Raw genomic sequence first — 27,000 nt, 5'->3', positions numbered from 1 at the left:
TTATCCACCAAGGAACCTCATGCCCAACACCTATCGCGGAGAAATTTCCGCAGACCTCGGCGGCAGACGGCGGACGCTGGTGCTGACGCTCGGCGCGCTGGCCGAACTGGAATCCGCATTCGGCGCCAGCGATCTGATGGCGCTGGCGGAACGCTTCGGCACCGGACGGCTGTCGGCGCGTGATCTGGTTCGCATCATCGCGGCAGGATTGCGCGGCGCGGGCGAGACGGTTGCGGATGACGAGGTTGCTGCCATGACCGTGGATGGCGGCGCGGCGGGCTATGTGCGCGTCGCTGCCGACCTGATCGCCGCGACGTTCGACGGCACACCGATCGGCGAGCCATGAAACCGTTTCCCTGGAGTGAAGCAATCGGCTTCGGTATCGGCGTGCTGCGGCTGCCGCCGGAGCAGTTCTGGCGAATGACGCCGCGTGAACTCGCCTATGCAGTGGCGGCGGTGCGCGGCCCAGCTCGCGAGCCGATGGACCGCACGGTGCTGGATCACCTGATGCAAAAGTTTCCTGACAAGCTGCGTGGAGCATGAGCATGGCTTTCGAGGCTTCGAACGAGGAGTCGTCGCAGACGCTCGATACCGTCGGCCTGCGAACGCGGGAATTGACGATCGGCGCGAATGCGTTTTCGCGTGCGATGACCGGCGCCTTCCGGGCGTCGGTTGTCGGCGGCAAGCAGTTTGATGACGTGCTGAAGTCGCTGACGCTGCGCCTGTCGGATATGGCGGTGCGGCTTGCATTCAAGCCGCTGGAGAAGAGCATCTCGGGCGGCATCGAGAGTTTGTTGTCCGGACTGGCCGGCATCGGAAGCGGAAATGGTCCTTCGCTTACGGCGGCCTCGGGCGCTGTGAAACCGTTCGCGAGCGGCGGTGTGATAGGCACCCCGACTTACTTCCCGTTGATGCAGGGCGGCGTGGGTCTCGCGGGTGAAGCGGGACCGGAGGCGATCATGCCGCTGTCGCGCGGGCCGGACGGCAAGCTCGGTGTCGCGAGCCGTGGTGGCGGTAACAGCGTCACAATTCACATCGCGACGCCGGATCTCGACAGTTTCCGCCGCTCCGAAAATTACATCACTGGCCAGATCGCGCGTGCGGTCTCGCGCGGGCAGCGGAGCTTGTAGTGTGGTCTCATCTCCGCTCATTCCCGCGGAAGCGGGAATCCAGTGACGCCAAAACCTGGGTCCCCGCTTTCGCGGGGACGAGCGGGAATGAAGTCCAGGTCAACGGACACTTAGCGAATTCTAGTTCACACGGTCGCGCAATCCCTTGACGCCCTTGTGCTCCGCGCAGTGGTCGCAGCAATAGAACGTGCCCTTGTTCTCCATGCCGTGGCCGACGATGCGCGTGCCGCAATTGGCGCAGGTCGGCGCCAGGGCGTGGATCGCGCATTCGAAGCTGTCATAGGTGTGGGTCTTGCCGCCCAACGTCACCTGAAATGCCTTGTCGTAATCGTTTCCGCAGGTTTCGCACTGGGCCATGGTCTGATCTCCGTTCGGTTACGTGAGCATCCGATCAGTCAATCACCGCCGGGCGTATCGGTTCCCGGTCGCCCTCAACAAACACCGGGATGAACCATGCCCGCCAGCTTTCACGAAATTCTGTTTCCGCTCGACATCGCGCTGAAAAGCGCAGGCGGGCCGGAGCGGCGCACTGACATTATTACCTTTGGCTCCGGGCGGGAGGAACGCAACGCGCGCTGGGCGCATTCGCGCCGCCGCTTCGATGCCGGGTACGGCGTAAAAACGCTCGACGCCTTGCAGGAGGTGGTGGCGTTTTTCGAGGAGCGGCGAGGGCAGCTTTATGGCTTTCGCTGGCGCGACCGGCTTGATCATTCCTCCGCGCCGCCTGCGTCGGACATCTCGCCGCTCGATCAGACGCTGGGTGCGGGAGACGGTACGCGCGCGGCGTTTCAACTGATCAAGACCTACGGCAGCACCTATGCGCCTTACACGCGCAACGTCGCCAAGCCGGTGCCGGGCGGCGTGCGCGTTGCGGTCGCGGGCAGCGAAGTCGCGTCCGGCACTGCGTTCACCTGCGATCATACGACCGGCGTTGTGACGTTTCTCGGCGGGCACATTCCCGCGAGCGGCGAGGCGGTGACGGCAGGCTATCTGTTCGACGTGCCGGTGCGGTTCGATACCGATTATCTCGAGGTCGATCTGTCGGCCTTCGCGGCGGGAGCGATCCCGAAAATCCCGCTGGTGGAGATTCGGGTGTGATCTTGACCCTCCCCTTGAGGGGGAGGGTCGCCGCGAGTGAAACGAGTGGCGGGGTGGGGTGAAATCACACCATGCCGTTTCACCCCACCCCGGCTCGCATCTCGCTTCGCTCAATGCTTGCCGACCCTCCCCCTCAAGGGGAGGGTGGAAGGAAGAAGCATGCGTAATATTCCCAGCGCTCTCCAGGCGAAGCTCGATTCCGGCGTAACGACGCTTTGCCATTGCTGGAAGCTGACGCGGCGTGACGACGTGGTGCAGGGCTTCACCGATCACGACGACGATCTGATGATCGGAGGCGTGACCTATCGCGCCGGCACCGGCTTCACGTCGTCCGAGGCGACCAGCCGCTTCGACCTCTCGGTTGACGGCGCGGAGATCGCGGGCGCGCTGTCAGACGATGCATTGCTGGAGAGCGATCTCGCCGCGGGCCGCTACGACGCAGCAGCTGTTGAGAGCTGGCTGGTGGACTGGAGCGACGTGTCGCTGCGTGTGCTGACGGCGCGTTCCACACTGGGGGAAGTCAAGCGCGAGGGGCAGGCGTTCAGCGCCGAGCTGCGCGGACTGGCGGATCAGTTGTCGCAACAAAGCGGCCGCCTGTTCACGGCGCGATGCGGCGCGGACCTTGGCGATGCGCAGTGCAAATTCGATCTCGCCGCAGCAGGGCTGGAGGGCGAGGGGAGCGTGACGTCGATCGAGTCCACGTCCACGATAATCGCGACGGGACTCGACGCGTTTTCCGAAGGCGTTTTCACGGGCGGCAAGCTGACCTGGACGTCGGGCGCCAACGACGGTCTGTCGGTCGAGATCAAGGAGCATCGCATCGCGTCGGGCCACGCACGGCTGTCGTTGTGGCAGGCGATGCCGGAGCCTGTCGCGAATGGGGATGCGTTTGTGGTGACCGCGGGATGCGACAAGCGGTTCGCGACCTGCCGCGAACGGTTCAACAACGTCGTCAATTTTCGCGGCTTTCCGCACATTCCCGGCAATGACTTTGTGATTGCGTCACCGGGTGCGGGGGCGGGGAATGACGGCGGGTCATTCGGGGGTGGATCATGACCGTTCTCACCCGCGCCGCCATCGTTGCCGAGGCGCGCGACTGGATCGGCACGCGTTATCGTCATCAAGGCTCGCTGAAAGGCGTTGGCTGCGATTGTCTCGGGCTCGTGCGCGGGGTCTGGCGCAATTGCGTCGGCTCCGAGCCCGAGACGCCGCCGCCTTACGCGCCGGACTGGGCCGAGGCGACTGGTGCAGAGACTTTGGCTGAAGCCGCCATGCGGCATCTCGTGCCGGTGGCGCGTGATGAGATCGGCGGCGGCGACGTGCTGCTGTTTCGCTGGCGCGAAGGATACGTCGCCAAGCATGCGGCGATTACGACGGGCGAAGGCACCATGATCCACGCCCATGACGGCGCGGAGGTGTGCGAAGTCGCGCTGTCGCCCTGGTGGCGGCGGCGTCTCGCGTTTGTGTTTCGGTTTCCCGGAGTGACGGACTAACCACCGTCATTGCGAGGAGCGTAGCGACGAAGCAATCCAGTCCTTTGCTTGTAGCTCTGGATTGCTTCGCTTCGCTCGCAATGACGAGTTCAGAATTTTCAACTTCTTGGATCGTTCTCATGGCCGCACTCGTTCTTTCAGTTGCCGGCGGCGCAGCGGGCGCGGTGTTCGGCCCGGCAGGCGCGATCGCGGGCCGCATCGCCGGCGCCCTCGTCGGTAACATGATCGACCGTTCGCTGTTTGCGGAAGACCGCAGTGTTCAGGGTCCGCGTCTCGCCGATCTCGATGTTATGGCCTCGACCGAAGGCGCGCCGATTCCGCGCGTCTATGGCCGCGCACGGTTGTCGGGTCAGGTGATCTGGGCGACGCGTCTTGAAGAAGTCGTCTCCACGCGCACCGAAGGTGGAAGCGGCGGAGGCAAGGGTGGCATTGGCGGCGGTGGAGGCGGCACGGCCACCACGACGACTTACTCTTACTATGCGAACTTCGCGGTCGGGCTGTGCGAAGGCGAGATCGGTCATGTCGGCCGCATCTGGGCCGACGGCAAGCCGCTCGATATTTCCGGCCTCAACGTGCGGGTTCATCGCGGCGGCGAGGACCAGGCGGCGGACGATCTGATCGTCGCGAAGGAGGGCGCGGGCAATGCACCGGCCTATCGCGGTCTGGCCTATGTCGTGTTCGAGCGGCTGCCGCTGGCGGATTTCGGCAACCGGATTCCGCAACTGTCGTTCGAGATCGTGCGGCCGATCGGCCAACTCGAGCAGATGACGCGTGCAGTGACGCTGATCCCGGGCGCGACCGAGTTCGGGTACGAGACATCCGCCGTGGTGCGGGTGCTCGGTCCCGGTCAATCCGCGCCGGAAAACCGTCACGTCACCAGCGCGGCCGCCAACGTCATCGCGTCGCTCGACGATCTGCAGGCGACCTGTCCCAATATCGAGCGCGTCGCTATCGTCGTCGCGTGGTTCGGCAACGATCTGCGTGCAGGAACCTGCACCGTGCGTCCGTGCGTCGATAACGCCATCAAGGTGACGTCGGGCGGGACGTGGTCGGTTGCGGGGTTGAGCCGGGCGAGCGCTACTGTGGTCTCGTCGGTGGAGGGACGTCCGGCCTATGGCGGCACGCCGTCCGACGACAGCCTGCGCCATCTGATCGCGGAGCTGAAAGCGCGCGGACTCAAAATCACGTTCTATCCGTTCCTGATGATGGACATTCCGGCGGGCAACACGCTGACCGATCCCTGGACCGGCGCTGCCTCGCAGCCGGTCTATCCCTGGCGCGGGCGCATCACATGCAGTCCTGCGCCGGGCGTGGTCGGATCGCCCGACGGCACCGGCACGGCGGCGACGCAGATCGCAAACTTCTTTTCCGGCGGCGGCGTCAGCGGCTGGAACTATCGCCGCATGATCCTGCATTACGCCGACCTCGCGGAATCGTGCGGCGGCGTCGATGCATTCCTGATCGGCTCGGAACTGAAAGCGCTGACGCGCGTTCGTTCTGCATCAGGCGTGTATCCGGCTGTGAATGCGCTGGCGACATTGGCCTCGGATGTAAAGGCTGTCGTCGGCGCAGACACGGTCGTGACCTATGGCGCGGACTGGACCGAATACGGCGCGCATGTCGTCGGCGGCGAGGTGCGCTTTCCGCTTGATCCGCTATGGGCCTCATCGGCCATCGATGCGATTGGCATCGACTATTATGCGCCGCTGTCGGACTGGCGGGACGATGCGGGGCACTTCGACGCATCGCTGGCAACCTCGATCCATGATCGCGACTATCTCGCAGCCAACCTCAACGGCGGCGAAGCCTATGACTGGTATTACGCCGACGATGCCGCGCGCGCCGCGCAGACACGCGCGCCGATCACCGACGGCCTCGGCAAGCCGTGGATCTATCGGCCTAAGGATCTCTGGAACTGGTGGGCCAATCCGCACATCGAGCGCGTCGGCGGCGTCGAGCTTGGCAGCGCAACGGCATGGACTCCGCGCAGCAAGCCGATCTGGCTCACTGAAGTCGGTTGCCCCGCCGTGGACAAGGGCGCCAACCAGCCGAGCGCGTTTCCGGACGCGCGGTCGATCGAAGGCACCAGTCCCTATTTTTCGAACGGCCAGCGCGACGACCTGATCCAGCGCCGCTATATCGAGGCGATTATCGGTGCCTTCGATCCTGCGTTCGGCGCGGATGCGCTCAATCCCGTATCGCCGGTCTATGGCGGCCGGATGGTCGATGTCTCCGGGCTTCACCTGTGGACCTGGGACGCGCGGCCGTATCCGGTATTTCCGGCGGCGGTGGACGTCTGGAGCGACGGACCGAACTGGCAGACCGGGCATTGGCTGACCGGGCGGCTTGGCGCGGCGCCGCTCGATGCGCTGGTCGGCGCGATCCTCAATGATGCGGACGTGGCCGATGCGCGCACCGACAATCTGCGCGAAAGCTGCGACGGCTATGTGGTGGATCGCCCGATGTCGCCGCGCGCGATGATCGATCCGCTGGCGATGGCCTATGCGTTCGACGCGACGGTGGCGGGCGGAGAGCTGACGTTCATTCAGCGCGGCGCTGCGCCGGTCGCTGAAATCGCGGAAGACGAGCTGGTCGATCCGCAGAAGGGGGCACTGGCGCGGCTGACGCGCGGGCAGGAGACCGAACTGCCGCGCGAGGTGTCGTTTGGTTTCACGGATGGTGCTGCGGACTATCGCCGTTCGGCGGTGACATCGCGGCGGCTGGTCGGCGGATCGAACCGCATGCTGCACTCGGATTTCGCCGTCATCACCGATGACGCTGCTGCCACGCGCCGCGCCGATATCTGGCTGCAGGATCTGTGGGCGGGGCGTGAAAGCATCGCGTTCTCGCTTGGCATGAAGGCGTTGCCGCTGACGCCGGGTGATGTGATCGGCGTAACGATCAACGCGCGGCGGCGGCTGTTCGAGATATCCGAACTGGTGGATACGACATCGCGGCAGATCAAGGCGCGCAGCATCGATCCAGAGGTGTTCTCGGTGCCGCTGTTCGCACCGCGCGTGAAGCCGCCGGCGATTCCGCCCGCTTTAGGTCCGGTGCAGGCGCTGGTGCTCGACCTGCCGGGCATCGATTCCTCCGAACCGCCGGTGCTGACGCGGCTGGCGATCTTCGCCGATCCCTGGCCAGGTTCAGTGACGGTGTGGCGCTCGACCGACGGATTGAGCTTCGAGAAGGCGGCGACAGCCTTCGTGCCCTCGATCATCGGCGAGACGCTCGATGCGCTCCCGGTTGGTCCCACAGGCCGCTGGGACCGGGGCGGAGAGATGCGCGTCGCGCTTTACGGCGGCGCGCTGGCCTCGGTCACTGATGCGCGGGTGCTCGATGGCGCGAACGCGGCCGCGGTGCTCAACGCCGCCGGGACGTGGGAAATCCTGCAATTTGCCAACGCCGAACTGGTGGGCGACAAGACCTACAAGCTGTCGCGGCTGTTGCGCGGGCAGGCGGGCAGTGAATACGCCATTGCCGATCCGCTGCCCGCGGGGTCGCCGTTCGTGCTGCTCGACGATCATGTGGTGACGATAGCGCGCGGTCTTGGCGCGCTCGACCGCGCCATCGATCTGCGCATCGTCGCGACCGGCCGCAGCCACGACGATCCATCGGCGCTGGCCTTGACGCTGACACCGCAGCCCACCGCGCTGATGCCGCTGTCGCCGGTGCATGTCAAAGCGTCGCGTGAAGGCGGCGGCATCCGCGTGTCCTGGATACGGCGCACCCGCCGCGACGGCGACAACTGGGGCGTCGAGGTGCCGCTCGGCGAAGACGCCGAGGCCTACACGCTCGACATTCTCTCCGGTGCGTCGGTGGTGCGGAGCATTCCATGCACCGTGCCGTCCGCGCTTTACGCCAGTGCAGATGAGCTCGCCGATTTCGGCGCGCCGCTGACGGTGCTGCACGGCCGCGTCTCGCAAATGTCGAGCACGGTCGGGCGCGGGCATCCATCCGAATTCACCCTCACACTCTGAGCAAGAGTCGCGGGTGTTAAACTGCGGCGCGATTTCTGTTCTGCTTCACCTCTCCCGTTGGGAGAGGTCGATGCACGAAGTGCATCGGGTGAGGGCGTACGGTCTCTCGATAGATTCTACGCCCTCACCCCAACCCTCTCCCCACGGGAGAGGGAGTTCGATTGTGCCGGTATAGAGCCAAGCATTTCATCGCAGTCAGAGTTAGTTATCACATGACAGACACAGTCCATCTCGGGATGCCTTTCATCGAAGGCAGCCAGGCGCAGAAGCATGTCACGCACAACGAAGCATTGCGGATTTTGGACGCTGTGGTCCAGATCGGCGTGCTCGATGCCGACCAGGCCGTGCCACCGCTCACGCCCGCGAACGGCGATCGTCACATCGTGGCGAGCGGCGCGACCGGCGCGTGGGCCGGGCATGCGGACGCAGTGGCCATCTATGAAGACGGCGCATGGCGCTTTCTCCCCCCGAAACTTGGCTGGTGTGCCTGGTGCGATGCCGATGGCGTGCTGCTCGTCTACGACGGCGCAGCGTGGATCGACGTTGGCGGTGTCGGCACCATGTCAGGCAGCGTTGCGCAACTCGGCATCAACGACATCGCGAGCGCTCCCAACCTGCTGACGGTGAAATCGAACGCGGCGCTGTTCAACGCCCTCGATGTCGCCGACAGCGGCACCGGCGACATGCGGCTACAAATCTCCAAGGAGGCCAGCGCGAACACCGCATCAGTGGTGTTCTCCGATGCGTTCTCGGGTCGCGCGGAATTCGGCCTGATCGGCTCGGACGCATTCAAGCTCAAGGTCTCGAACGATGGATCGGCGTTTGTCGAAGCGCTGGTGATCGACCAGAGTTCGGGCAACGCGGCGCTGCCGCGCGGTTTGGCGCTGACCGGCGTGATCTCGCCGTCGCAGATCACATCGAACCAGAACGACTACAATCCCACCGGACTGGCTTCGGCCGCCGTTCTCAATCTGTCGTCCGATGCCTTGCGCAGCGTGTCGGGACTGGCGGGCGGGGCGGAGGGGCGGGTCTTCGCGCTCGTCAACACCGGCAGCCAGGTCATCTCGCTGCTGAATGAGAGTGCATCGTCGACGGCCGCCAATCGCTTCACGCTCGGAAGCGATCTCGCCGTCGGCGCGAAGCAGGCGGCGATCCTGCGCTACGATGGCACGGCGGCACGCTGGTATGCGATCGCGCGGTCCGGCGGCCGCGAGGTGCTCACCGCGAACCGCACTTATTATGTGCGCACCGACGGCAGCAACAGCAACGATGGATTGTCGAACGCATCCGGCGGCGCATTTCTGACGCTTCAGAAGGCAATCGACATTGTCGCCGCGCTCGATCTGTCAATTTACAATGTGACGATCCAGGTTGGCTCCGGCACGTACACCAGCGGTGCCGCGGTCAATGGTGCATAGATCGGCGCCGGCACGGTCACGCTGCGGGGCGATACGACAACGCCTGCCAACTGCATCATCTCCACAACCGGCGCAGCATGCATCACTTGCAGTGCAAACGGACGCCTCAATGTTGAGGGATTTGAATTCAGGACAACGACATCGGGGTCGGCACTCGATGCATCGACAGGCGGGTTTATAACCGTGAGCGGCAATGTGAGCTTTGGAGCATGCGCAGCCAATCACCTGCGTGCGACCCAATACGGCTCCATCCTGATTAGCGGAGTGAACTACACCATCAACGGATCCGCCGTCCGGCATCATTCGGCATCCCCGGCTGGATACATTAATCTGGTTAATCTGACCGTGACTCTGACCGGCACCCTGGCCTTTTCCGGAGGCTTCGCTTTTGCGGACAGGCTTGGCTTCATCACGAATACAAACGTCACATACTCAGGTTCGGCCACAGGAGCGCGGTATACCGCGAACAGCAACGCAGTCATCAACACAAACGGCGGCGGAGCGAATTTCTTTCCGGGCAGCGTTGCGGGATCGGCGGCGACCGGCGGGCAGTATCTATAGCTTAGCGTTCAGGTGATCCCGTAGCCGGTTCGTATAGTGCCGGACAAATGCGGTCTCCGCTTGCTCCGGGATCGAACAATTCCAGCTTCGATCGAGTTCATGAGCGCTTTGCGCGAAAGGGGTTTTCTGGAGTTGCCAGATGATGTGCCCGTTCTCGCCTTCGGCTGTCACAAAATCGTCTGCAGGTACGGTTTCCAGACGCGTGGAGAGACAGGAATTCAGAAGTTGAACTGCGATGCTGTCCTTTCCGCCGCGCAGTATCATGACACCTGAGTTTGGGCGTCCGGAGATTCCGCGGACGAAGAAAACATCATGCCGGGGATGATCGGACAGAACACGGGTGAAGGGCGGGCACGTCTTGGATATTTCGGCATCCGCATCGATCAGTAAAACGTCGTTTCCGCGTGTGAGCTGGTCAATTGCCAGTTCGAGCTTCGTCCATTTTGGATGAAGCTTTGATCTGGTCGGGTCAATGACCCGGTGGTCGAACTGGTTTCTGGAGCAATAGGTTTTCTGGCTGTCGATACAGAAGCGCCACTGGCGCGCGTAGTCAGGGGTTGCAACGGACAGGACGACGGGCTTCTCGTCTGGTCGGACAATGGATCCCATCGACCAGAACATTTTCCGGTACGATGCTTTGTCGCTGGACGGAACGATCATCGAAGCGGTATCGCGCGCCTTCAGCAGCTTGTCCGCGAATTTCATCTCGATATCGCGGTCGTAGTCATCGACAAAAACATGCGTTCGATCTGACGCAAGTTTCGAGGCCCAGTATATCGAGATGGCGCGCCCTGGATCGTCAGGTGCATATCCCAACGGGCCATCGACAAGGATGACGTCCCATTCGCGGTCGGACAGATGTGCGGGGGGAGGAAAACGGGAAAGATCGCTGGCGCCCATCGTCGCCGAACCCTGGACCGTCGTGCCGTGGTCGGGGAACAGGCCGATGGAAATATCTGGAATCTTCTCCTTGATCGCAGCGATCCAGTTCTGGTCGCCTTCGAGAAAATGCGTTTCACCGTCGGGATTCAGCGCAAGCCACAGCGGAGTATCATTGCCGACTCCGAATACGAGCATCCTGCATCCCGGCGAGCGTGAGCGGATCGCGCCTCCGATGATCTGGGCCTGGTACTGTGAGAGCTGAATCTTGTCGTTGTAGTGAGCGCCAAAGGAATCAAAAAACCGCAAGCCTGTACTCATTCGCCCTCCGATTCAGCGGCGAGAAGATAGACCAAGACCAGGGCAGCTGGAAGCCGCGCCGAGCCCGTTCTCGCGGATCGCCAACCTATGGAGCCAAGCCGATGCGCTGGCCTGCCATCGGAATCCTTCTGACGCTTGTGGCCGTGTTCGGCTGGTTCATCTGCCTCTGAACTCGCTAGAGTCTTGCATCATTGCAATGATGCAAGGGCGTGGCGGCGCGCAACCGGGAGAACCGGTCGCGGCTTCTATGCGCCGACTTAAGTTCACTAAAATGCTGACCTGACCCACCTCAGCGGCGCGGTTATTCTCCAGGAGATGGTATTCCGGATCGTGGTGAGTTCGTGCCGTGCCCTGGCAAGTTCAAGCTCCGCCGGCGGGACGTGCCACTGCGACGGGCGCTCGCCAAAGACGACCAGCTGTGAACCAAAGAACTCAACCGGCTCCTTGCTGATGGCGTCCTTGAAGGCGCGCTTGAGTTCATCCGCATACCGTTTGGCGAAGTCATCCGACGTCGTCAGATAGAGTTTGTTGGGAGAAATGGCGAAAGGCACCAGGCCGCCTGAGGCTATGAAGTACCTCGCGGTGCCTTCGATTACTCCGAGCCAGTGCGAATTGAGGATATCGTCGAGCACAACGATTGAGCCGGGGATCGCGCAGGTCTGTGCCAGAGCGAGGTCGTTTTGCGTGATCTCGGATGTGTGGCCCCCGTCGACCGAGAACATCCGGAACTTGCGCTTTGCGAAGTCCGAGTTTGTCAGATCGAGGCTCGACTCCTGCACGATATCGACAGCCGAGTGAGGCGCGAACTTCCGGAGATGGCCCTCGAATATCTGGCGGTCACCGTAGCCGGATTGGTCAACGTTCTTGTGCTGATCGCTGAAGATATCGACGGCGACAGCACGCTCGTTGCCGGATGTCACGTTTGCAAGAATGAGAAACAGCTTCCCGTGATGAATTCCAATCTCACAGGTGTCACCGGTGATACCGATGTTTGTCTGGAATCGCGCCAGGTGCGCGATAAATTCAGCGGACGTGAGCGAAAGCCAGCCGACAACCTCTTTGATTCCGCCTCCAAGGTAGTGGTCGAGTGAGTTCTGGCCTGTCAATTCCACGCGAATATCCTCTCGTCGCCCGCCTGTGAGCCCTGGATGAAGGCCTACCTTTAGAACGGGCCATCTACGTGAGCAAGACGGCCGAACCACGATAACCCCTGCGAATATCTCACCAACGGCCCGCCCTTGCGGGCCGTTTTCACATGGAGAACCGGTATGAACCTCACGTCGTTGCGTGATTGCCTTTCCGCGTCTGCGGCATGGGTCGCGACGCAGGTCGCGGCGCGGCCCAAGGTCGCGCTGATGATGTGGATCGCATCGCTCGCGCTCGTCGCGTGGGTCTTCTGATGGCGGTTGCGTCTTATGAAATGGCGCTGACGCGATTGCTGAAGGACGAGGGCGGTTACACCGATCATCCGTCCGATCCCGGCGGGCCGACTAATTTCGGCATCACGCTCAATGATGCGCGGCGCTACTGGAAGGGCAACGCCACCACGGACGATGTTCGCGCATTGCCGCAAAGTGTCGCGCGCAGGATTTATCGCGAGCGCTACTGGAATGCGATGCGCTGCGATGAGCTTCCGGCCGGCGTCGATTACGCGGTGTTCGACTACGGCGTGAACTCGGGCATCGGCCGCGCCGGGAAGGTGTTGCGCCGGGTGCTGAAACTGTCCGATCGCATCAGTGTCGTCAGCGACGATGTGATCGCCTCAGCAGGGGAGCGCGTGGCGAGCGATCTCGTTATCGCGATCTGCGCGGAGCGGATCGACTTCCTGCGCGCCTTGAAAACATTTCCGGTGTTCGGACGTGGCTGGACCGGGCGCGTCAACGGCGTGCGCGCCGCGGCGCTGGCGATGGCGCAGAGCCGTCCGCTTGCGCCGCTCGCGAATGTGTCCACAGAAGCGTCCCCGGGAAAAGCTGTGGTGCCTGTGACAATTCCGGCGGGTCCGGCGTCGGCGGGGGCGGTGATTGCTGCGGGCGCGGCAAGCGCCGTCGCAACATCGCGGCTTGAGATCGCGGCGCTGGTCGTTGCCGCCGCGGCGATCACGGCTCTCGCGATTTTTCTCGTCTGGCGCTGGCGGCATCGCGCGCATCAGGAAGCGGTGGTGGCTGGAGAGACTCCTCCAAAATGAGGGTCCGAACATTGCGTCGTTTCACCTCTCCCCAACGGGGAGAGGTCGCGAACGAAGTGAGCGGGTGAGGGGGATCGGATTTCTGTTCAGACATCTACAGCCCCTCACCCCAACCCTCTCCCCAACGGGGAGAGGGAGCACACCGGACTCGCGGTTGATGTTTTTGACCTCGCTCTTGAGCGTTCATTCGGACTGAAGCGGAAAGGAGATCCAATGGATTGGGGTGACATTGCGAAGCAGGTGATCGGGCTCGGCGCGCCTATTCTCGGGACGGCGCTCGGCGGTCCGCTGGGTGGCGCAGCCGGCCGTATTCTCGCGGAGGTGGTCGGCGCGTCTGACGCGACGCCCGAAGCGGTCGGCAAGGCGTTGACGACGAGCAGTGCGGACCAGATCGCGCAGGCGGAGAATGTCTGGGCCGAAGCTGTCCGCGCCGAAGCCGAGGCCGTGCGCGGTTCGGTCGCCGAGACGCAGGCTACGATCCGCGCGGAACTCGCCAGCGAGGATTTGCTGCAACGCTGGTGGCGTCCGCTTTACGCGCTGGAACTGACTTTGGAATGCGCGGCCCTTTGGGCCGTTTTGGTGCACGAATTCTGGACCGGCGACATGACGGCGATCAACGCGCTGATCGGCGCGACCGGCCTGCTGGTCAGCTATTGGGGCTTCCGATTCGGCGTGTTAGGCGTCTACATGAGCGGCCGGACCCGCGAAAAGGTCTGCGCAGCTACAGGTCAAAGTACGCCTGGCGTGCTCGACAAGCTGGTCAAGGCGGTTGTGACGAAGAAGTGAGTATGGAGAAAAAGTAATCTCCGGCACGGCTTTGTTCATGAGGCATTCACCGCCGTACCGTTCATGTTAGCCTATCGCAGGCTTACCATCCGGAGACGACGTTGCGCCTTCTCGTTGTTGAAGACGATCCCGATCTCAACCGCCAGCTGACGACGGCTCTGTCCGATGCGGGCTATGTCGTTGACCGCGCATTCGACGGCGAGGAGGGGCATTTCCTCGGCGACAGCGAGCCTTACGACGCGGTGGTGCTCGACATCGGCCTGCCGAAGATGGACGGCATTTCGGTGCTGGAGGCCTGGCGGCGCAACAAGCGCACCATGCCGGTGCTGATCCTGACGGCGCGCGACCGCTGGAGCGACAAGGTGCAGGGCTTCGATGCCGGCGCCGACGACTACGTGGCCAAGCCTTTTCATCTCGAGGAAGTGCTGGCGCGGATTCGCGCACTGCTGCGGCGAAGCGCGGGGCACGCCCAGTCCGAACTGACCTGCGGGCCGGTGATGCTCGACACCCGGACCAACCGCGTCAGCGTCAACGGCAATCCCATCAAGATGACGTCGCATGAATACCGGCTGCTGGCCTATCTGATGCACCATTCCGGCCGTGTGGTGTCGCGCACCGAACTGGTCGAGCACCTGTACGATCAGGACTTCGACCGCGACAGCAACACCATCGAGGTGTTCGTCGGGCGCATCCGCAAGAAGCTCGATGTCGACATCATCCAGACCGTGCGCGGCCTCGGCTATCTGCTGACGCCGCCGCCCGTGACCAATGCGAGCTAAAGCTTGATCTGTTCAGGCGGGAGTGAAATCCTGCCACGCCGTCATTGCGAGCGGAGCGAAGCAATCCAGTCCGGGAGCCAGAAAAGCTGGATTGCGTTGTCGCGAGCGCTCCTCGCAATGACGCGCGATGGGACGCGCTTCAAGCACGGGGAGAATTTTTGAACGGTCGCACGAAATCTCTCGCGACACGCCTGTTTCTGTCCGCGACGGCCTGGGTGGTGCTGATCCTCGTCATCACCGGCGTCGTGCTGTCGACGGTCTACAAGCGCTCGACCGAGCGCGCCTTCGACCGCCGGCTCAATTTCTATCTCCGCACGTTGATTGCCGAAGCGGCGCAGCCTGACGATCCGAACGACAAGAGCGACAAGTCCGAAAGGTCGGTGCAGTCGCTCGGCGAACCGTTGTTCGAATTGCCGCTGTCCGGCTGGTACTGGCGCATGGCGCGCACCGACGGCGACAAGCCCGAGGTGCGCGCGTCGCGTTCGCTGTGGGATGCCTCGTTGCCGAAGCTCGAAGATCAGGGCGTCGAACTCGATCAATCCGGCGTGCGGCTGGGCTACGTGACAGGTCCGGAAAACCAGAATCTGCGCATGGTGGAGCGGCCGGTCGATCTCGGCACCGAGGGAAAATATCTCGCGAGCGTGGCAGGCGACGCCACCGAGATTTACGAGGAAACCTGGGCCTTCAATACGTATCTGGCGGGAACGTTCGCGGCGCTTTCCGTCGGCCTGCTGCTGACCACGATCTTTCAGGTGCGTTTCGGCCTCGCGCCGCTCAAGCGGATTTCCAGTTCGCTGGCCGCCATCCGCTCGGGGCAGGCGGAGCGGCTTGAGGGCGAGTTCCCCGAGGAAATCGCGCCGCTTGCGCGAGAGACCAATGCACTGCTCGATGCGAACAGGGCCATTGTGGAGCGTTCGCGCACCCATGTCGGCAATCTGGCGCACGCGATCAAGACGCCGCTCTCTGTCATCGTCAATGAGGCGGGGATCAACCGCGGCGATCCGTTCGCGGCCAAGGTTCTGGAGCAGACCGACATCATGCGCGATCAGGTCGCGCATCATCTGGAACGAGCGCGCATTGCCGCGCGCGTGACCACCATCGGCACGGTCACCGAGGTCGCGCCGGTGATCGAGGCGCTGGCGCGGACGATGGAAAAGATCCATCGCGACCGGGATATCCTCATCGACAGCGAAATCCATGCCGGCGCGAAGTTTCGCGGCGAGCGGCAGGATTTCGAGGAGATGGCCGGCAACCTCGTGGACAACGCCTGCAAGTGGGCCGGTCAGCAGGTGCGCGTCGAGGTGATGGTGGAGCGCTCGGCCGCGAATGCGCCCGATCCTGTCCTGCGCATCATTGTCGACGACGACGGCCCGGGACTGTCACCCACCGAGCGAACCCAGGTGGCCCGCCGCGGCCAGCGGCTGGACGAGACCAAGCCCGGCTCCGGCCTCGGCCTGTCCATCGTCACCGACCTGGCCCAGCTTTACGGCGGCAGCCTTACGCTCGGCGCAGCCCCGATCGGCGGTTTGCGGGCGGAACTGGTGCTGCCGGGGGTGTGAGGGCCTCAATCTCGCTAGGCGTACAAAAGGTTGTAATATTGCATCACTTTCATTCATATTGGGGTTCCATTTACTAACGCCAGTCATATTTGGGGGTAATTGTTGACAAATAAGTCAACAGAAGATCATCTTTCGGAGCTTCATAGGACCGGCAGTCTTGTCCATTACTCCCCTGATCTATGGCCAGACCGATCTTGCAAACGGCGCCTTTGGCTTCATCCGAAAGTTCATGCGTGGGCCAACGCGCCAGACGAAGGTGCTGAATATGGCGCGCGTATTCGCGCAGTATTCCGTTCGTTTGTGGGCGGAGCGGATTTTGATGACGATGCCTTGTTCAAACCGATCACTAAAGGCCCCGACGGCAAGCTTGGATTATGGGAAATCAAGATCATCTATGTTCCACAGGCGCGTGTCTTTGGAGGTTTTCTTAGGAAGGGGGAGTTTGTCGCTCTGTCTTATGGAATTCGCAGCCATTTGGCCTCGTATGGTTTTCAACCGATAATCGACCTTGTTCGTCAGCGCTGGGAAGACCTCTTTCCTGATCGTTCGATGTTGAAAGCGCCTCGCGTAGAGTTATTGGGAGATTTCGATGGCGGGATTTGATCTGAAAAAATTGTCTGATGTTGAGCAATCGGACTATAAGGCCGATGGTCGAATGCGGGCATACTTGGCACTCAAATCAGCCTTCAAAAAGCGCGCTAAAGAAAACGGTGTAACGGTAAAAGCGCTTGCTGATGCATTAGGCCGCGACAAGGGTCAGATATCGCGTGTTCTATCCGCGCGCTCAGGAATAACCTTAGACACTATAGTTCTTTTGACATCGGCGCTCGGGTTCCGTTTAGCGTTTCTTCCAGAAGCTGTTGAAGAGATGCGGCCTCACAATTGGACAGCAGAGCCAATTACAAACTCATACAGCCCACCGGCAAAAAATGTTGTCGGAAGTTTCTTCTTGGCTGGCAGTCAGTTGCCGAAAACTTCAAATGTAATGTCAACTGTTATCGGCCAGGCGACTAAATGATTGAGATTCCAGATATCCGTTTTGTCCTGATGTCTGACTTTGCCACGATGGACCAGTCGGGAAAATTTGTAATTGGCGGGATGTATACGGAGGACATGATTGTACCTGAACTGCCTACCGTAGTTCCAATTTTGGTTTTCACTGTTTTCGCACGAAGCCCGTCGAAAGAAATCGATTTGACAATGAGGATTCGGGCCCCTAGCGGGGCAATAGTCGTAGGAGGAGACGTTATTTTGTCACCGTCGCCGCCTCAACAAGGTACTGATGGTCGCTCTATCATGGGATTCCAATTCAATGGCCTTAAGCTCTCTGAAGCCGGCCAGTATCGGATGACGCTTTCGCTGCGTTCCGATCCAGGCAATGAAATTGAAATTCATGATTTTCGAGTTGCCGTTGGCCAGATTCCTGAACATTTAGTTGCTGAGGATCTTAAGTTGTCAGGCTCTCCCGACAGCGCATAAATTTTTCGGGCTACATCTTCCTCAACGCGAAATTAACGACGCCCCGGCTATGACACCCGGTGGGGCCCTTTCGGCTTCCAGTCAAGGTGAGCGTTTGGGCGCATGAGCCAATCGTCGATCGAGCGATTGAGAGAGTATCTCGGGCAGCTTCCGCCGAAGGCGCAGGCGCTGCTGATGCGCGAGTTCGAGCGTGCGATCGAGCGCGGCGAGGAGGTGACCGTCGCGAATTTCGTGCTCGAGCAGTTGCGCATGATCGTCCGCTCATCAAGCGAGGACATGACCCCGCGCACTGATGACCCGATGCGGCGCGTGTTCCGTCCGATCGAGCCGTTTCTGGTGGAGAATGTTGCCCATATCCGGCCCGGCCAGATCCGGCGGTCGTCGCTGGCCCCGATCTGGATGTGGCTCGGCCACGAGGGCAGCCCCGACGCCCTTCGCGCCTTCGAGGCTGCGCTGGCGCAGGGCTCGACACCGGACATCAACGCGGCGGTCCGCACCATGCAGATGGCTGCCTCCGACGCCATTGCCAATGTAACCGGAGCGCTCTCCAGCGGAGAGCGCCAGCGTACGCTTGGCCGCCTCGGCGCGCCGAGCGTGGTCGAGGATATTGCGCCGATCGGCGCGGTCCTTGCCGCCAGCGATGTGCTCGACAAGCTCAGCGCCAAGCTGCCCGGGCAGATCCGGGTGTTTGCGGACTCTCACGTCGCCTCGGCGATGGCTGCGCTGAACCAGCCCGCGCTGCAAACCCCGCAAGTTCTGCCGTTCGCCGTCTCGCTGGTGATGCAGCGGCTGGCCGCGCCATGGCAGATCGTCCGCCTCGGGATCATGGTCGCGGCCTCCGACGACGAAATCCGCGTGGCCAGCACGCCGTTCGGCGCCACCGTGACGATGGCGATCCATGATCTGTCGCGCGTCGCCTCGGAACTGCGCAACGACATCAAGCGCGGCCAGTTCGCGGATACCTCCAATCATCTCAAGACGCTGCATGACGGCGTTCGCGGCCTGCGGACCGAACTCGACATCCGTTCGGATTCGGCGTGGGGCAGGCAGCTCGCGGCGATCCGCGCCGAAATATCCAATTCGCTGCAATCGGAAATCGACGGGGTGCCCGGCCGCGTGCGCCGGCTGCTGCGGCAGGGGCCGGACAAGGACGTGACCACGGCGAACCGGATCGATCCGGTGGACGTCGAGGAAACCGCGGCGCTGATCGACTTCGTCGCGGTGTGCCGCAACTACGCAAGCGAACTCGCGATCAATGAAGTGTCGCTGCGCGCCCATACCGAGCTGCAGCACTACGTCGAGAAGGCCACCGAGACGCTGGTGGAATCGCTGCGCACCCACGATCAGAAGGTTCGCGCCTTCCGCATGATGCAGATGAAGGTCGCGATCCGCTTCTGCGAGGTGATGTATGGCCCGGATTACGCCACGCTGATGAGCAAGGCCGCCGAGATGGCGCGGCCGGTCGAGCGCAAGGCGGCCGAGAGTGCAAAGCCCGCCAAGCAGCCCCGCGCGGGTTGATCCAGCGCAAGGCCGCCCGGCTGCCTTCTAACCGGACAGCGGCAGACATGCCAAAATCGGCGCGAATGACCCAAAGCAGACATTAGAGCGCACGATTTGTCCGGCTCGAGCTTCCTGCACTTCCATGGCCTTGCCAAGCTGGTACATTGAATGGCGATTTCGGCGAAACACCATGCTCAATGCAGATTTCTGTCTGAAGAAACGGGGGTAACGCCAATGCCAATTTTCCTCGACCGACACGATCTCTCAGGCCTGACAGCTTCCGATATCGCTGAGGCCCATCGAAAAGATCTGGAAGTGCAAGATCAGTACGGAGTTCGTTTCCTGACGTATTGGTTTGATGAAACGCGCGGTACGGGCTTCTGTCTCATCGACGCACCGGATATCCAAACTGCGATGCGGGTTCATGACGAAGCTCACGGCGAAGTGGCGAAGGACGTGATCGAAGTGGACCTCTCAGCGGTCCAGGCGTTTCTGGGGAGAGTGTCAGATCCGGAACCGAGCGGCGAGGAAAACAAGGCTATAATCGACTCGGCCTTGCGGGCCATTATGTTCACCGACATCGTCGGCTCTACCAGCATGACTGAGCGTCTTGGGGACGCCCGATCTGTGGAGATGGTTCGGGCGCATGACGCGCTGGTTCGCCGCGCGTTGAAGGACAAGGGTGGTCATGTGGTCAAGCACACTGGCGACGGCATCATGGCATCCTTCGCCGACGCGGCCGCCTCCGTGCAATGCGCCCGCGCCATCCAGCAAGCGTTCGAAGCCTTCAACCTGGCAAGCAAGGAGAAGCTTCAAGTGCGAATTGGTATTGACGTCGGAGAACCGATTGCGGACAGCAACGACCTTTTTGGTGCGACCGTTCAGTTAGCTGCTCGTTTGTGTCAGTTGGCCGAGCCCGATGCCATTCTTGTATCAAGTGCCATCCAGGATCGCATCCAGGATCGTTTGCATGTCACGAACATTGGTCCCTGCCATCTCAAAGGCTTCCAGCAGCCTGTTGATGTATTCGGAATCGAATGGCGTTAACTGTCGCGGCACGATTGTCGTTCGTTCTGTGGGACTTCATCGGATCAATCAGTAGTTCGACCACAGTCTGATGGTCGTGATGCACGCAGGGTATTCGGACGTCCGGATGTCGGACCAGCACTGGCCGACGACGGCGTGCCCGGCCGTCTGCGAAGGGATGTTCGGCCCGGATTACGCCACGCTGATGAGCAAGGCCACCGAGATGACGCGGCCGGTCGAGCGCAAGGCGGCCGAGCCGGCAAAGCAGCCGCACGCCGGTTGATCCAGCGCAAGGCCGCCCCAAGGCCAAGCGGCTTTAATCCCACCACACATCAGTTCCTGCGGAAAAGGCCGAGCTTTGGTCCCAAACCGCATTGAATCCGTGACGGAAATGTCAATTGCGCGCGTTCGCCAGCCATGGTGTAAACCGGCCACTTGTAACGGTTCTAGTTTCGCCGGGAACTCCGTGGAATGACGCTCTGGTTCGTATTGGCGCTGATGACTGCCGCAGCGGTATTTGCCGTGCTGTGGCCGCTCGGCCGTGGCAACGCCTCGGCGCGCGAGGGCAGCGAAACGGTGGTCTATAAGGACCAGCTCGCGGAGGTTCAGCGCGATGTGGCCGCGGGCATGATCGGTGCGAACGAGGCGGAAGCCGCGCGCGTCGAAATCAGCCGCCGGCTGCTCGCAGCGTCGGACGCCGAGGCGGGTGCATCATCGCCGTCGAGCCTCTGGTTTCGCCGCGCCGTCGCCCTGATCGCGCTTGCCGGCCTGCCGCTGGTCGCGGTCGGGCTCTACGCGACATTCGGCTCGCCATCGCTGGGCGATTTCCCGCTCGCCGAGCGCAGCCGCGCGGCGGTCGCAACCGCGTCGATGGACAAGCTGGTGTCGCAGGTCGAGACTCATCTTGAGAAAAATCCGACCGACGGCCGGGGCTGGGAAGTGCTGGCACCCGTATTGGCGCGGATCGGCCGCTACGACGACGCGGCGCGCGCCTGGCGCAATGCCATCACCTACAACGGCGAGAGCGCGCCGCGCCGCGCCGATCTCGGCGAAGCCATCGCAGCGTCAAGTGGGGGCGTGGTGACCGCCGCAGCCAAGGCCGAATTCGACCGGGCCATCGCGCTCGATCCCAATGAGGTGAAGGCGCGCTATTTCATGGGAATCGCCGCTCAGCAGGACGGACGCAAAGATGACGCCGTGAACATCTGGCGCGGCATGCTGGCGTCGGCGCCAGCCGATGCGCCATGGCGCCCGCTGGTGCAGGAGGCGCTGGTGCGCGCCGGCGTCGTCGCGCCCAAGTTGTCCGATGATACCATCGCGGCCACCAAGGATATGACCGAGGGCGACCGCAACACGATGATCCGCGGGATGGTGGATCGCCTCGCGACGCGGCTGAAGGACAACGGCAACGATGTCGAAGGGTGGTTGCGGCTGGTGCGTGCCTATATGGTGCTCGGCGAACGCGACAAGGCGCAGGCCGCGCTCGCTGATGCGCGTCAGGCGGTCGGTAGCGACGCAGCGCGGCTGCAACTGCTGAACGACGGTCTCAAGAGTCTTGGACTGGATGGGTAAAATGCGAGTTGCATCATTCACGTCATTGCGAGCGCAGCGAAGCAATCCAGTCTTGATTCAGCAAGAACTGGATTGCTTCGTCGCAAGCGCTCCTCGCAATGACGAGTTGCGAACGACGTACCTGACGAAGGAACACGCATGACACGCAAGCAGCGGCGATTGACATTGATCGGAGGCGCGCTCGCGGTACTGGCGATTGCGGCTGCGCTCGTGCTGAATGCGCTCCGTGACTCCATCCTGTTCTTCTCGACGCCGACCATGGCCGCTGAAAAGCAGATCCAACCCGGCCAGCGGTTCCGCCTCGGCGGCATGGTGCGCGAGGGATCGCTGGTGCGCGGCGAACAGCTTAAAGTGAAATTCGAGGTCACAGACGGAAATGCAATCCTGCCGGTGACTTACCAAGGTATCCTTCCAGATCTGTTCCGCGAGGGGCAGGGCATCATTTCCGAGGGCGCGCTCGACGCGCAAGGCGTGTTCAAGGCGGACACGGTTCTCGCCAAGCACGACGAAAACTACATGCCCAAGGCCGTCGCCGAGGAACTCAAAAAGACCGGCCACTGGAAGGACGACTACGACAAGAAGCCGCAAAAAGCCCCAGGCGTGCAGGGAGCCGCGAAGTGATTGCCGAGGCGGGACATTACGCGCTGGTGCTGGCGCTGGTTCTGGCGCTGGTCCAGTCGGTGGTTCCAGTGGTCGGTGCGCGCCTGCGCGATCCGGCGCTGATGAATGTCGCGCGCTCGACCGCACTGACGCAGTTCGCGTTCACCGCTGCGTCGTTCGCGGCGCTGACCTATTTGCATGTGACGTCGGATTTCTCGGTCGCGAACGTCTTCGAGAATTCCCATTCGCTGAAGCCGCTGATCTACAAGTACACGGGCGTGTGGGGGAACCACGAAGGCTCGATGCTGCTGTGGGTCCTGATCCTCGCGCTGTTCGGCGCGCTGGTGGCGGCGTTCGGCAATAACCTGCCGCGCTCTCTGCGCGCCCATGTGCTGGCGGTGCAGGGCTGGATCGGGGCGGCGTTCTATCTCTTTATCCTCGCCACATCGAACCCGTTCGCGCGGATCGCCAATCCACCGATGGAGGGCCGCGACCTCAATCCGATCCTGCAGGACATCGGCCTCGCGATCCATCCGCCGATGCTCTATCTCGGCTATGTCGGTTTCTCGATCTCGTTTTCGTTCGCCGTTGCCGCGCTGATCGAAGGCCGCATCGATGCAGCATGGGCGCGGTGGGTTCGGCCATGGACGCTGACGGCGTGGATCTTCCTGACACTCGGCATCGCGATGGGTTCGTACTGGGCCTATTACGAACTCGGCTGGGGCGGCTGGTGGTTCTGGGACCCGGTGGAGAATGCCTCGCTGATGCCGTGGCTCGCGGGCACCGCGCTGCTGCATTCCGCCGTGGTGATGGAAAGGCGCGACGCGCTGAAGGTCTGGACCGTTCTGCTCGCGATCCTGACGTTCTCGCTGTCGCTGCTCGGCACCTTCCTGGTGCGCTCGGGCGTGCTGACCTCGGTGCATACCTTCGCCAGCGATCCATCGCGCGGCGTGTTCATTCTGATGATCCTGTGCCTGTTCATCGGCGGCAGCCTCGGCCTTTATGCGTGGCGGGCGACGACGCTGAAGCAGGGCGGGTTGTTCGCGCCGATCTCGCGCGAGGGCGCGCTGGTGCTGAACAACCTGCTGCTGACGACAGCCTGTGCGACAGTCTTCGTCGGCACGCTGTATCCGCTCGCGCTTGAAGTTCTCACCGGCGACAAGATTTCGGTCGGTGCGCCGTTCTTCAATCTGACGTTTGCACCGTTGTTCCTGCCTTTGCTGGTCGCAGTTCCGTTCGGGCCGCTGCTGGCGTGGAAGCGCGGCGACATCGTCGGCGCATCGCAGCGCCTGACCGCGGCTGGCATCGTTGCGCTGGTGGCGATGGCTGTGCTGTGGGCGTGGACCCGCGGCGGTGGCGCATTTGCGCCGCTGATGATCGGCATCGCGGTGTTCGTCGTGCTCGGCGCGCTCACCGACATTGTGGAGCGCACCCAACTGTTCCGCGGTCCGTTCACAACGTCGCTGCATCGCGCGCGCGGTTTGCCGCGTTCGACGTGGGGTTCGGCGTTTGCCCATGCCGGGCTCGGCATCGCGCTGATCGGGATCGTCTGCGAGACGACATGGAACTCGGAGAGCATCGCGTCGATGCGTCCGAAGGACATTGTCACCGTCGGTGGCTATCAGGTGCGGCTCGATGATGTGACGCAGCAGCAAGGTCCGAATTACCGCGAGGCGATTTCGCATTTCACCGTGATGCTGGACGGCAGGACCATCGGCATCCTGTCGCCGTCGAAGCGCAATTTCGCGACGCGCGACATGTCGACCACGGAAGCGGCGCTGCTGACGCGGGGCGCGAGCCAGATCTACATTTCTCTCGGCGATGCCCATGCCGACGGATCGATCGCGGTGCGAATCTATCACAAGCCGATGGTGCTGCTGATCTGGTTCGGGCCGGTGCTGATGGCGTTCGGCGGCTTGCTGTCGCTCACCGACAGGCGGCTGCGCGTCGGCGCGCCGAAACCGGCCAAGGCCGGCAAGAAGACTGGCGCGTTGCAGGCGGCGGAGTAAGATGTTCGGCGCTGTCGCAAATACATATACGGCGTCGTCCCCGCGAAAGCGGGGACCCATAGTCGCCGCACTCCCGGTGGAAGTGGCTGCGCAGCCACACATCGAATCGAACGACAGGGAGTATGGGTCCCCGCTTGCGCGGGGACGACATCATAGTTGGGGCTCGCGTCTGCGTATCAGCATGACGATCCTTGGACTCGCGATAGCAATCGCATCTCCCGCGCTTGCCGTGCAGCCCGACGAGATCATGGCCGATCCGGCGCAGGAGGCGCGGGCGCGCAACCTGTCGCGCGAACTGCGCTGCATGGTTTGCCAGAACCAGTCCATCGACGACTCCGATGCGCCGCTGGCGCGCGATCTGCGCCTGCTGGTGCGTGAGCGGATCGCGGCGGGCAGCACCGACCAGCAGGTGATGGACTTCCTCGTCGCGCGCTATGGCGAGTTCGTGCTGCTCAAGCCGCGCGTCCAAAGCCGGACGCTGTTGCTGTGGCTGGTTCCCCCGCTGGTTCTGCTCGGAGGCGGGCTAGTGCTGTGGTTCGGCAATCGCCGCCGCAACCGTGCGGCCGCAAGCGAGGGGGGTGCGTCATTCCAACTCACCCCCGAGGAAGAGGCGCGGCTGGAGAAGCTGATCGCCGCTCAGGAATCGCCGGAAAAGCCCCGCTGAACAGCCGTTTTCGGCCGGTTCCGGGAAGATGTTTCGCGTGACCTCAGAAGTCCGCTCGCGCCCTGATTTTATTACAAAACATTAATTCCCCCGTCAGAGCGCGGTAAGGCCGCGTGCCCCATCTTCCAGAGCACAGGTGCACACACATGCACCGCGAGATTCTCATCCGTTTCGCCGTTCTCCTGGAGATAATTCATGACAGACCGTCCCACCGATCTTTCCAAGCTTCCATCCTACACCGCTCCACGCCGTTCCATTTTCTCCGCGCGCAAGTTCGCGCTGATGGCATCGGTGGTCGCGGGTCTGGGTGTTGCCGCCTATGGCCTCAGCCCCTCGAATAACTTCGATGTGCTCACCACGACCGCGCATGCGCAGGTCAACAAGGAAGTCCGTCAGGTTCAGCAGCCGATCGGCTTTGCCGATATCGTCGAGCGCGTGAAGCCGTCGGTGATTTCGGTGCGCGTCAAGATCGCAGAGAAGCCGGCAACCACCGGTGAGGCGAGCCCGGAAGATAATCCGTTCCCGCCGAACTCGCCGATGGAGCGCTTCTTCCGCCGCTTCGGTGGTCCGGATGGATTCCCGGGCGGACGTGGTCCGCGTGGCCGTGGCGGCCAGACCGGGCAGGGCTCCGGCTTCTTCATTTCGGCTGACGGTTTTGCCGTGACCAACAATCACGTGGTCGATGGCGCCGACAAGGTCGAAGTCACGACCGATGACGGCAAGGTCCACACCGCAAAGGTGATCGGCACCGATCCGCGCACCGACCTCGCCTTGATCAAGGTCGATGGCGTCAGCAATCTTCCTTACGCCAAGCTTTCCGACGGTCAGCCGCGCATCGGCGACTGGGTGCTTGCGGTCGGCAATCCGTTCGGCCTCGGCGGCACCGTCACCGCCGGCATCGTTTCGGCACGCGGCCGCGACATCGGCAACGGACCCTATGACGATTTCATCCAGATCGACGCGCCGGTGAACAAGGGCAACTCCGGTGGCCCGACCTTCAACACCGAAGGCGACGTGATGGGCGTCAACACGGCGATCTACTCGCCGTCGGGCGGCAGCGTCGGCATTGCCTTCGCGATCCCGGCGTCGACTGTGAAAAGCGTCGTCGAGCAGTTGAAGGACAAGGGTACAGTCAGCCGCGGCTGGATCGGTGTCCAGATTCAGCAGGTGACGCCTGAGATCGCCGACAGCCTCGGCCTGAAGAAGACCGAAGGCGCGCTGGTCGCCGAACCTCAGGCCAACGGCCCTGCCGCCAAGGCAGGCATCGAATCCGGTGACGTCATCACCCGGGTCAACGATCAGCCGGTGAAGGATGCGCGCGAACTCGCCCGCACCATCGGCGGCATGGCCCCCGGTCAGACCGTCAAGCTGGTCGTGGTCCACAAGGGCCAGGACAAGATCCTCAACATGACGCTCGGCGAGTTGCCGAACGCCAAGGCTGCGAAGGCCGACACGAACCAGAAAGATGGCGGCAAGGGTCGCGGCAACGTGACGGTGCCGAACCTCGGCCTGACGCTGGCTCCGGCCAACAGCGTTGCCGGCGCGGGCAAGGACGGCGTGGTCGTGACCGACGTCGATCCGAACAGCCCGTCGGCGGAGCGCGGTTTCAAGGAAGGCGATGTCATCCTCGAAGTCGCAGGCAAGCTGGTTTCGAACCCGGCTGAAGTTCGCGACGCGATCACCACTGCGCGCAACGAGAACAAGAACAGCGTTCTGGTTCGCGTGAAGTCCGGAGACTCGTCGCGCTTCATCGCGATGCCGGTCGCCAAGGGCTGATCAAAGTTTAATCCTCGCCGGGAGGCGAGGACGAGATGGGGAGTTGTCGCCGGCATAGTAGCCCCCGCCGACGGCTCCTTCCCGGGGGCGGGCCAAAAGCCCGTCCCTTAAATCCAGTGTGGTGGTTCGCAAGTCCGCGTCGTTTTTGCAGCGCGTTCGTTTGCGGACTTGCGAACCGAAACCAC

28 protein-coding genes are annotated in these 27,000 nt (G+C 62.6%); 25 read left to right on the top strand and 3 right to left on the bottom strand.

The annotated features are described in order from the left end of the window. Nucleotides 1-19 precede the first annotated feature (19 nt). The 3 genes from YH63_RS20865 to YH63_RS20855 are packed head-to-tail and all read left to right on the top strand — an operon-like array spanning nucleotide 20 to nucleotide 1,130. Nucleotides 20-346 carry a gene transfer agent family protein gene (locus YH63_RS20865; RefSeq protein ID WP_046830188.1) on the top strand — a complete coding sequence of 109 codons (327 nt, stop codon included), beginning with the start codon at nucleotides 20-22 and terminating at the stop codon, nucleotides 344-346. Further along, nucleotides 343-543 (top strand): rcc01693 family protein, encoded by a 201-nt coding sequence (locus YH63_RS20860; protein WP_046830187.1) that lies wholly within the window; start codon nucleotides 343-345, stop codon nucleotides 541-543. Before YH63_RS20865 ends, YH63_RS20860 begins: the two co-directional genes overlap by 4 nt. Next, nucleotides 540-1,130, top strand: coding sequence for a phage tail tape measure protein (locus tag YH63_RS20855; RefSeq protein ID WP_083992751.1), 591 nt, complete (start codon nucleotides 540-542; stop codon nucleotides 1,128-1,130). Before YH63_RS20860 ends, YH63_RS20855 begins: the two co-directional genes overlap by 4 nt. Nucleotides 1,131-1,250: 120 nt before the next feature. Here the strand turns inward: YH63_RS20855 and YH63_RS20850 are convergent, their stop codons facing one another. Beyond that, nucleotides 1,251-1,487 (bottom strand): hypothetical protein, encoded by a 237-nt coding sequence (locus YH63_RS20850; RefSeq protein WP_046830185.1) that lies wholly within the window; start codon nucleotides 1,485-1,487, stop codon nucleotides 1,251-1,253. 96 nt (nucleotides 1,488-1,583) lie between these two features. Between YH63_RS20850 and YH63_RS20845 the strand changes: the two genes are divergently transcribed. The 6 genes from YH63_RS20845 (at nucleotide 1,584) to YH63_RS20820 (ending at nucleotide 9,680) form a co-directional block, all read left to right on the top strand. Continuing rightward, nucleotides 1,584-2,228, top strand: coding sequence for a DUF2460 domain-containing protein (locus YH63_RS20845; protein WP_046830184.1), 645 nt, complete (start codon nucleotides 1,584-1,586; stop codon nucleotides 2,226-2,228). 159 nt (nucleotides 2,229-2,387) lie between these two features. Then, a complete protein-coding gene (locus YH63_RS20840; RefSeq protein WP_046830183.1) occupies nucleotides 2,388-3,284 on the top strand; it encodes a DUF2163 domain-containing protein in 897 nt (298 codons plus the stop codon). After that, the gene (locus YH63_RS20835; protein ID WP_046830182.1) at nucleotides 3,278-3,721 is read left to right on the top strand and encodes an NlpC/P60 family protein; all 444 of its coding nucleotides are present in this window, start codon (nucleotides 3,278-3,280) and stop codon (nucleotides 3,719-3,721) included. Before YH63_RS20840 ends, YH63_RS20835 begins: the two co-directional genes overlap by 7 nt. A gap of 119 nt (nucleotides 3,722-3,840) precedes the next feature. Further along, nucleotides 3,841-7,701, top strand: a complete 3,861-nt coding sequence (locus YH63_RS20830; RefSeq protein ID WP_046830181.1) for a baseplate multidomain protein megatron — start codon at nucleotides 3,841-3,843, stop codon at nucleotides 7,699-7,701. Nucleotides 7,702-7,913: 212 nt separating this feature from the next. Beyond that, nucleotides 7,914-9,119, top strand: coding sequence for a DUF2793 domain-containing protein (locus YH63_RS20825; protein ID WP_052753927.1), 1,206 nt, complete (start codon nucleotides 7,914-7,916; stop codon nucleotides 9,117-9,119). Nucleotides 9,120-9,383: 264 nt separating this feature from the next. Beyond that, a complete protein-coding gene (locus YH63_RS20820) occupies nucleotides 9,384-9,680 on the top strand; it encodes a hypothetical protein (protein ID WP_205717116.1) in 297 nt (98 codons plus the stop codon). Here the strand turns inward: YH63_RS20820 and YH63_RS20815 are convergent. Together YH63_RS20815 and YH63_RS20810 are read right to left on the bottom strand one after the other, a co-directional pair. After that, a complete protein-coding gene (locus tag YH63_RS20815; RefSeq protein ID WP_083992750.1) occupies nucleotides 9,675-10,880 on the bottom strand; it encodes a hypothetical protein in 1,206 nt (401 codons plus the stop codon). The genes YH63_RS20820 and YH63_RS20815 overlap by 6 nt on opposite strands. A 266-nt stretch (nucleotides 10,881-11,146) precedes the next feature. Next, a complete protein-coding gene (locus tag YH63_RS20810) occupies nucleotides 11,147-11,992 on the bottom strand; it encodes a class I SAM-dependent methyltransferase (RefSeq protein WP_052753925.1) in 846 nt (281 codons plus the stop codon). 156 nt (nucleotides 11,993-12,148) lie between these two features. Between YH63_RS20810 and YH63_RS21935 the strand changes: the two genes are divergently transcribed. The 16 genes from YH63_RS21935 (at nucleotide 12,149) to YH63_RS20735 (ending at nucleotide 26,815) form a co-directional block, all read left to right on the top strand. Next, nucleotides 12,149-12,280: a hypothetical protein gene (locus tag YH63_RS21935; RefSeq protein WP_283809714.1), complete on the top strand. Its 132-nt coding sequence runs from the start codon at nucleotides 12,149-12,151 to the stop codon at nucleotides 12,278-12,280. Next, on the top strand, nucleotides 12,280-13,065 hold the full coding sequence (locus YH63_RS20805; protein ID WP_046830179.1) for a glycoside hydrolase family 108 protein: 786 nt from the start codon (nucleotides 12,280-12,282) through the stop codon (nucleotides 13,063-13,065). Before YH63_RS21935 ends, YH63_RS20805 begins: the two co-directional genes overlap by 1 nt. A 213-nt stretch (nucleotides 13,066-13,278) precedes the next feature. Next, nucleotides 13,279-13,851 carry a 3TM-type holin gene (locus tag YH63_RS20800; RefSeq protein WP_046830178.1) on the top strand — a complete coding sequence of 191 codons (573 nt, stop codon included), beginning with the start codon at nucleotides 13,279-13,281 and terminating at the stop codon, nucleotides 13,849-13,851. Nucleotides 13,852-13,952: 101 nt separating this feature from the next. Further along, nucleotides 13,953-14,630 (top strand): response regulator transcription factor, encoded by a 678-nt coding sequence (locus tag YH63_RS20795; protein WP_046830177.1) that lies wholly within the window; start codon nucleotides 13,953-13,955, stop codon nucleotides 14,628-14,630. A gap of 158 nt (nucleotides 14,631-14,788) precedes the next feature. Further along, nucleotides 14,789-16,189, top strand: a complete 1,401-nt coding sequence (locus YH63_RS20790) for a sensor histidine kinase (RefSeq protein ID WP_046830176.1) — start codon at nucleotides 14,789-14,791, stop codon at nucleotides 16,187-16,189. A gap of 102 nt (nucleotides 16,190-16,291) precedes the next feature. Continuing rightward, complete coding sequence (locus tag YH63_RS20785) at nucleotides 16,292-16,792, top strand: hypothetical protein (RefSeq protein WP_137325263.1); 501 nt, start codon at nucleotides 16,292-16,294, stop codon at nucleotides 16,790-16,792. After that, entirely contained in the window at nucleotides 16,779-17,207 is a 429-nt protein-coding gene (locus YH63_RS20780; RefSeq protein ID WP_083992748.1) for a helix-turn-helix domain-containing protein, read from the top strand. Before YH63_RS20785 ends, YH63_RS20780 begins: the two co-directional genes overlap by 14 nt. Then, on the top strand, nucleotides 17,204-17,668 hold the full coding sequence (locus YH63_RS20775; RefSeq protein WP_046830174.1) for a DUF6941 family protein: 465 nt from the start codon (nucleotides 17,204-17,206) through the stop codon (nucleotides 17,666-17,668). The genes YH63_RS20780 and YH63_RS20775 overlap by 4 nt, the downstream gene beginning before the upstream one ends. 102 nt (nucleotides 17,669-17,770) lie before the next feature. Next, nucleotides 17,771-19,186: a hypothetical protein gene (locus YH63_RS20770; RefSeq protein WP_046830173.1), complete on the top strand. Its 1,416-nt coding sequence runs from the start codon at nucleotides 17,771-17,773 to the stop codon at nucleotides 19,184-19,186. Nucleotides 19,187-19,402: 216 nt separating this feature from the next. Then, nucleotides 19,403-20,215: a nickel-binding protein gene (locus YH63_RS20765; RefSeq protein ID WP_046830172.1), complete on the top strand. Its 813-nt coding sequence runs from the start codon at nucleotides 19,403-19,405 to the stop codon at nucleotides 20,213-20,215. 79 nt (nucleotides 20,216-20,294) lie between these two features. Next, on the top strand, nucleotides 20,295-20,477 hold the full coding sequence (locus YH63_RS20760; RefSeq protein ID WP_137325262.1) for a hypothetical protein: 183 nt from the start codon (nucleotides 20,295-20,297) through the stop codon (nucleotides 20,475-20,477). 188 nt (nucleotides 20,478-20,665) lie between these two features. After that, the gene (ccmI, locus tag YH63_RS20755; RefSeq protein ID WP_046830170.1) at nucleotides 20,666-21,766 is read left to right on the top strand and encodes a c-type cytochrome biogenesis protein CcmI; all 1,101 of its coding nucleotides are present in this window, start codon (nucleotides 20,666-20,668) and stop codon (nucleotides 21,764-21,766) included. 138 nt (nucleotides 21,767-21,904) lie between these two features. Further along, complete coding sequence (ccmE, locus tag YH63_RS20750) at nucleotides 21,905-22,387, top strand: cytochrome c maturation protein CcmE (RefSeq protein WP_046830169.1); 483 nt, start codon at nucleotides 21,905-21,907, stop codon at nucleotides 22,385-22,387. Continuing rightward, nucleotides 22,384-24,375: a heme lyase CcmF/NrfE family subunit gene (locus YH63_RS20745; protein WP_046830168.1), complete on the top strand. Its 1,992-nt coding sequence runs from the start codon at nucleotides 22,384-22,386 to the stop codon at nucleotides 24,373-24,375. Before ccmE ends, YH63_RS20745 begins: the two co-directional genes overlap by 4 nt. Nucleotides 24,376-24,556: 181 nt before the next feature. Then, nucleotides 24,557-25,039 (top strand): cytochrome c-type biogenesis protein, encoded by a 483-nt coding sequence (locus YH63_RS20740; RefSeq protein WP_046830167.1) that lies wholly within the window; start codon nucleotides 24,557-24,559, stop codon nucleotides 25,037-25,039. 195 nt (nucleotides 25,040-25,234) lie between these two features. Next, a complete protein-coding gene (locus YH63_RS20735) occupies nucleotides 25,235-26,815 on the top strand; it encodes a Do family serine endopeptidase (protein WP_046830166.1) in 1,581 nt (526 codons plus the stop codon). The last annotated feature ends 185 nt before the right edge of the window (nucleotides 26,816-27,000 follow it).

Origin of the sequence: Afipia massiliensis, assembly GCF_001006325.2 — a bacterium.
Taxonomy (GTDB): domain Bacteria; phylum Pseudomonadota; class Alphaproteobacteria; order Rhizobiales; family Xanthobacteraceae; genus Afipia; species Afipia massiliensis_A.
The sequence above is the reverse complement of the archived record's forward strand: the minus strand, read 5'-3'. Positions and strand labels throughout refer to the sequence as shown.

Excerpts from the sequence above, each read along its gene's own strand:
- YH63_RS20865 (WP_046830188.1), top strand. The coding sequence starts at position 20 with ATGCCCAACACCTATCGCGGAGAAATTTCCGCAGACCTCGGCGGCAGA.
- YH63_RS20860 (WP_046830187.1), top strand. The coding sequence starts at position 343 with ATGAAACCGTTTCCCTGGAGTGAAGCAATCGGCTTCGGTATCGGCGTG.
- YH63_RS20855 (WP_083992751.1), top strand. The coding sequence starts at position 540 with ATGAGCATGGCTTTCGAGGCTTCGAACGAGGAGTCGTCGCAGACGCTC.
- YH63_RS20850 (WP_046830185.1), bottom strand. The coding sequence starts at position 1,487 with ATGGCCCAGTGCGAAACCTGCGGAAACGATTACGACAAGGCATTTCAG.
- YH63_RS20845 (WP_046830184.1), top strand. The coding sequence starts at position 1,584 with ATGCCCGCCAGCTTTCACGAAATTCTGTTTCCGCTCGACATCGCGCTG.
- YH63_RS20840 (WP_046830183.1), top strand. The coding sequence starts at position 2,388 with ATGCGTAATATTCCCAGCGCTCTCCAGGCGAAGCTCGATTCCGGCGTA.
- YH63_RS20830 (WP_046830181.1), top strand. The coding sequence starts at position 3,841 with ATGGCCGCACTCGTTCTTTCAGTTGCCGGCGGCGCAGCGGGCGCGGTG.
- YH63_RS20825 (WP_052753927.1), top strand. The coding sequence starts at position 7,914 with ATGACAGACACAGTCCATCTCGGGATGCCTTTCATCGAAGGCAGCCAG.
- YH63_RS20815 (WP_083992750.1), bottom strand. The coding sequence starts at position 10,880 with ATGAGTACAGGCTTGCGGTTTTTTGATTCCTTTGGCGCTCACTACAAC.
- YH63_RS21935 (WP_283809714.1), top strand. The coding sequence starts at position 12,149 with ATGAACCTCACGTCGTTGCGTGATTGCCTTTCCGCGTCTGCGGCATGG.
- YH63_RS20805 (WP_046830179.1), top strand. The coding sequence starts at position 12,280 with ATGGCGGTTGCGTCTTATGAAATGGCGCTGACGCGATTGCTGAAGGAC.
- YH63_RS20800 (WP_046830178.1), top strand. The coding sequence starts at position 13,279 with ATGGATTGGGGTGACATTGCGAAGCAGGTGATCGGGCTCGGCGCGCCT.
- YH63_RS20780 (WP_083992748.1), top strand. The coding sequence starts at position 16,779 with ATGGCGGGATTTGATCTGAAAAAATTGTCTGATGTTGAGCAATCGGAC.
- YH63_RS20775 (WP_046830174.1), top strand. The coding sequence starts at position 17,204 with ATGATTGAGATTCCAGATATCCGTTTTGTCCTGATGTCTGACTTTGCC.
- YH63_RS20770 (WP_046830173.1), top strand. The coding sequence starts at position 17,771 with ATGAGCCAATCGTCGATCGAGCGATTGAGAGAGTATCTCGGGCAGCTT.
- YH63_RS20765 (WP_046830172.1), top strand. The coding sequence starts at position 19,403 with ATGCCAATTTTCCTCGACCGACACGATCTCTCAGGCCTGACAGCTTCC.
- YH63_RS20760 (WP_137325262.1), top strand. The coding sequence starts at position 20,295 with ATGCACGCAGGGTATTCGGACGTCCGGATGTCGGACCAGCACTGGCCG.
- ccmI (WP_046830170.1), top strand. The coding sequence starts at position 20,666 with ATGACGCTCTGGTTCGTATTGGCGCTGATGACTGCCGCAGCGGTATTT.
- ccmE (WP_046830169.1), top strand. The coding sequence starts at position 21,905 with ATGACACGCAAGCAGCGGCGATTGACATTGATCGGAGGCGCGCTCGCG.
- YH63_RS20740 (WP_046830167.1), top strand. The coding sequence starts at position 24,557 with ATGACGATCCTTGGACTCGCGATAGCAATCGCATCTCCCGCGCTTGCC.
- YH63_RS20735 (WP_046830166.1), top strand. The coding sequence starts at position 25,235 with ATGACAGACCGTCCCACCGATCTTTCCAAGCTTCCATCCTACACCGCT.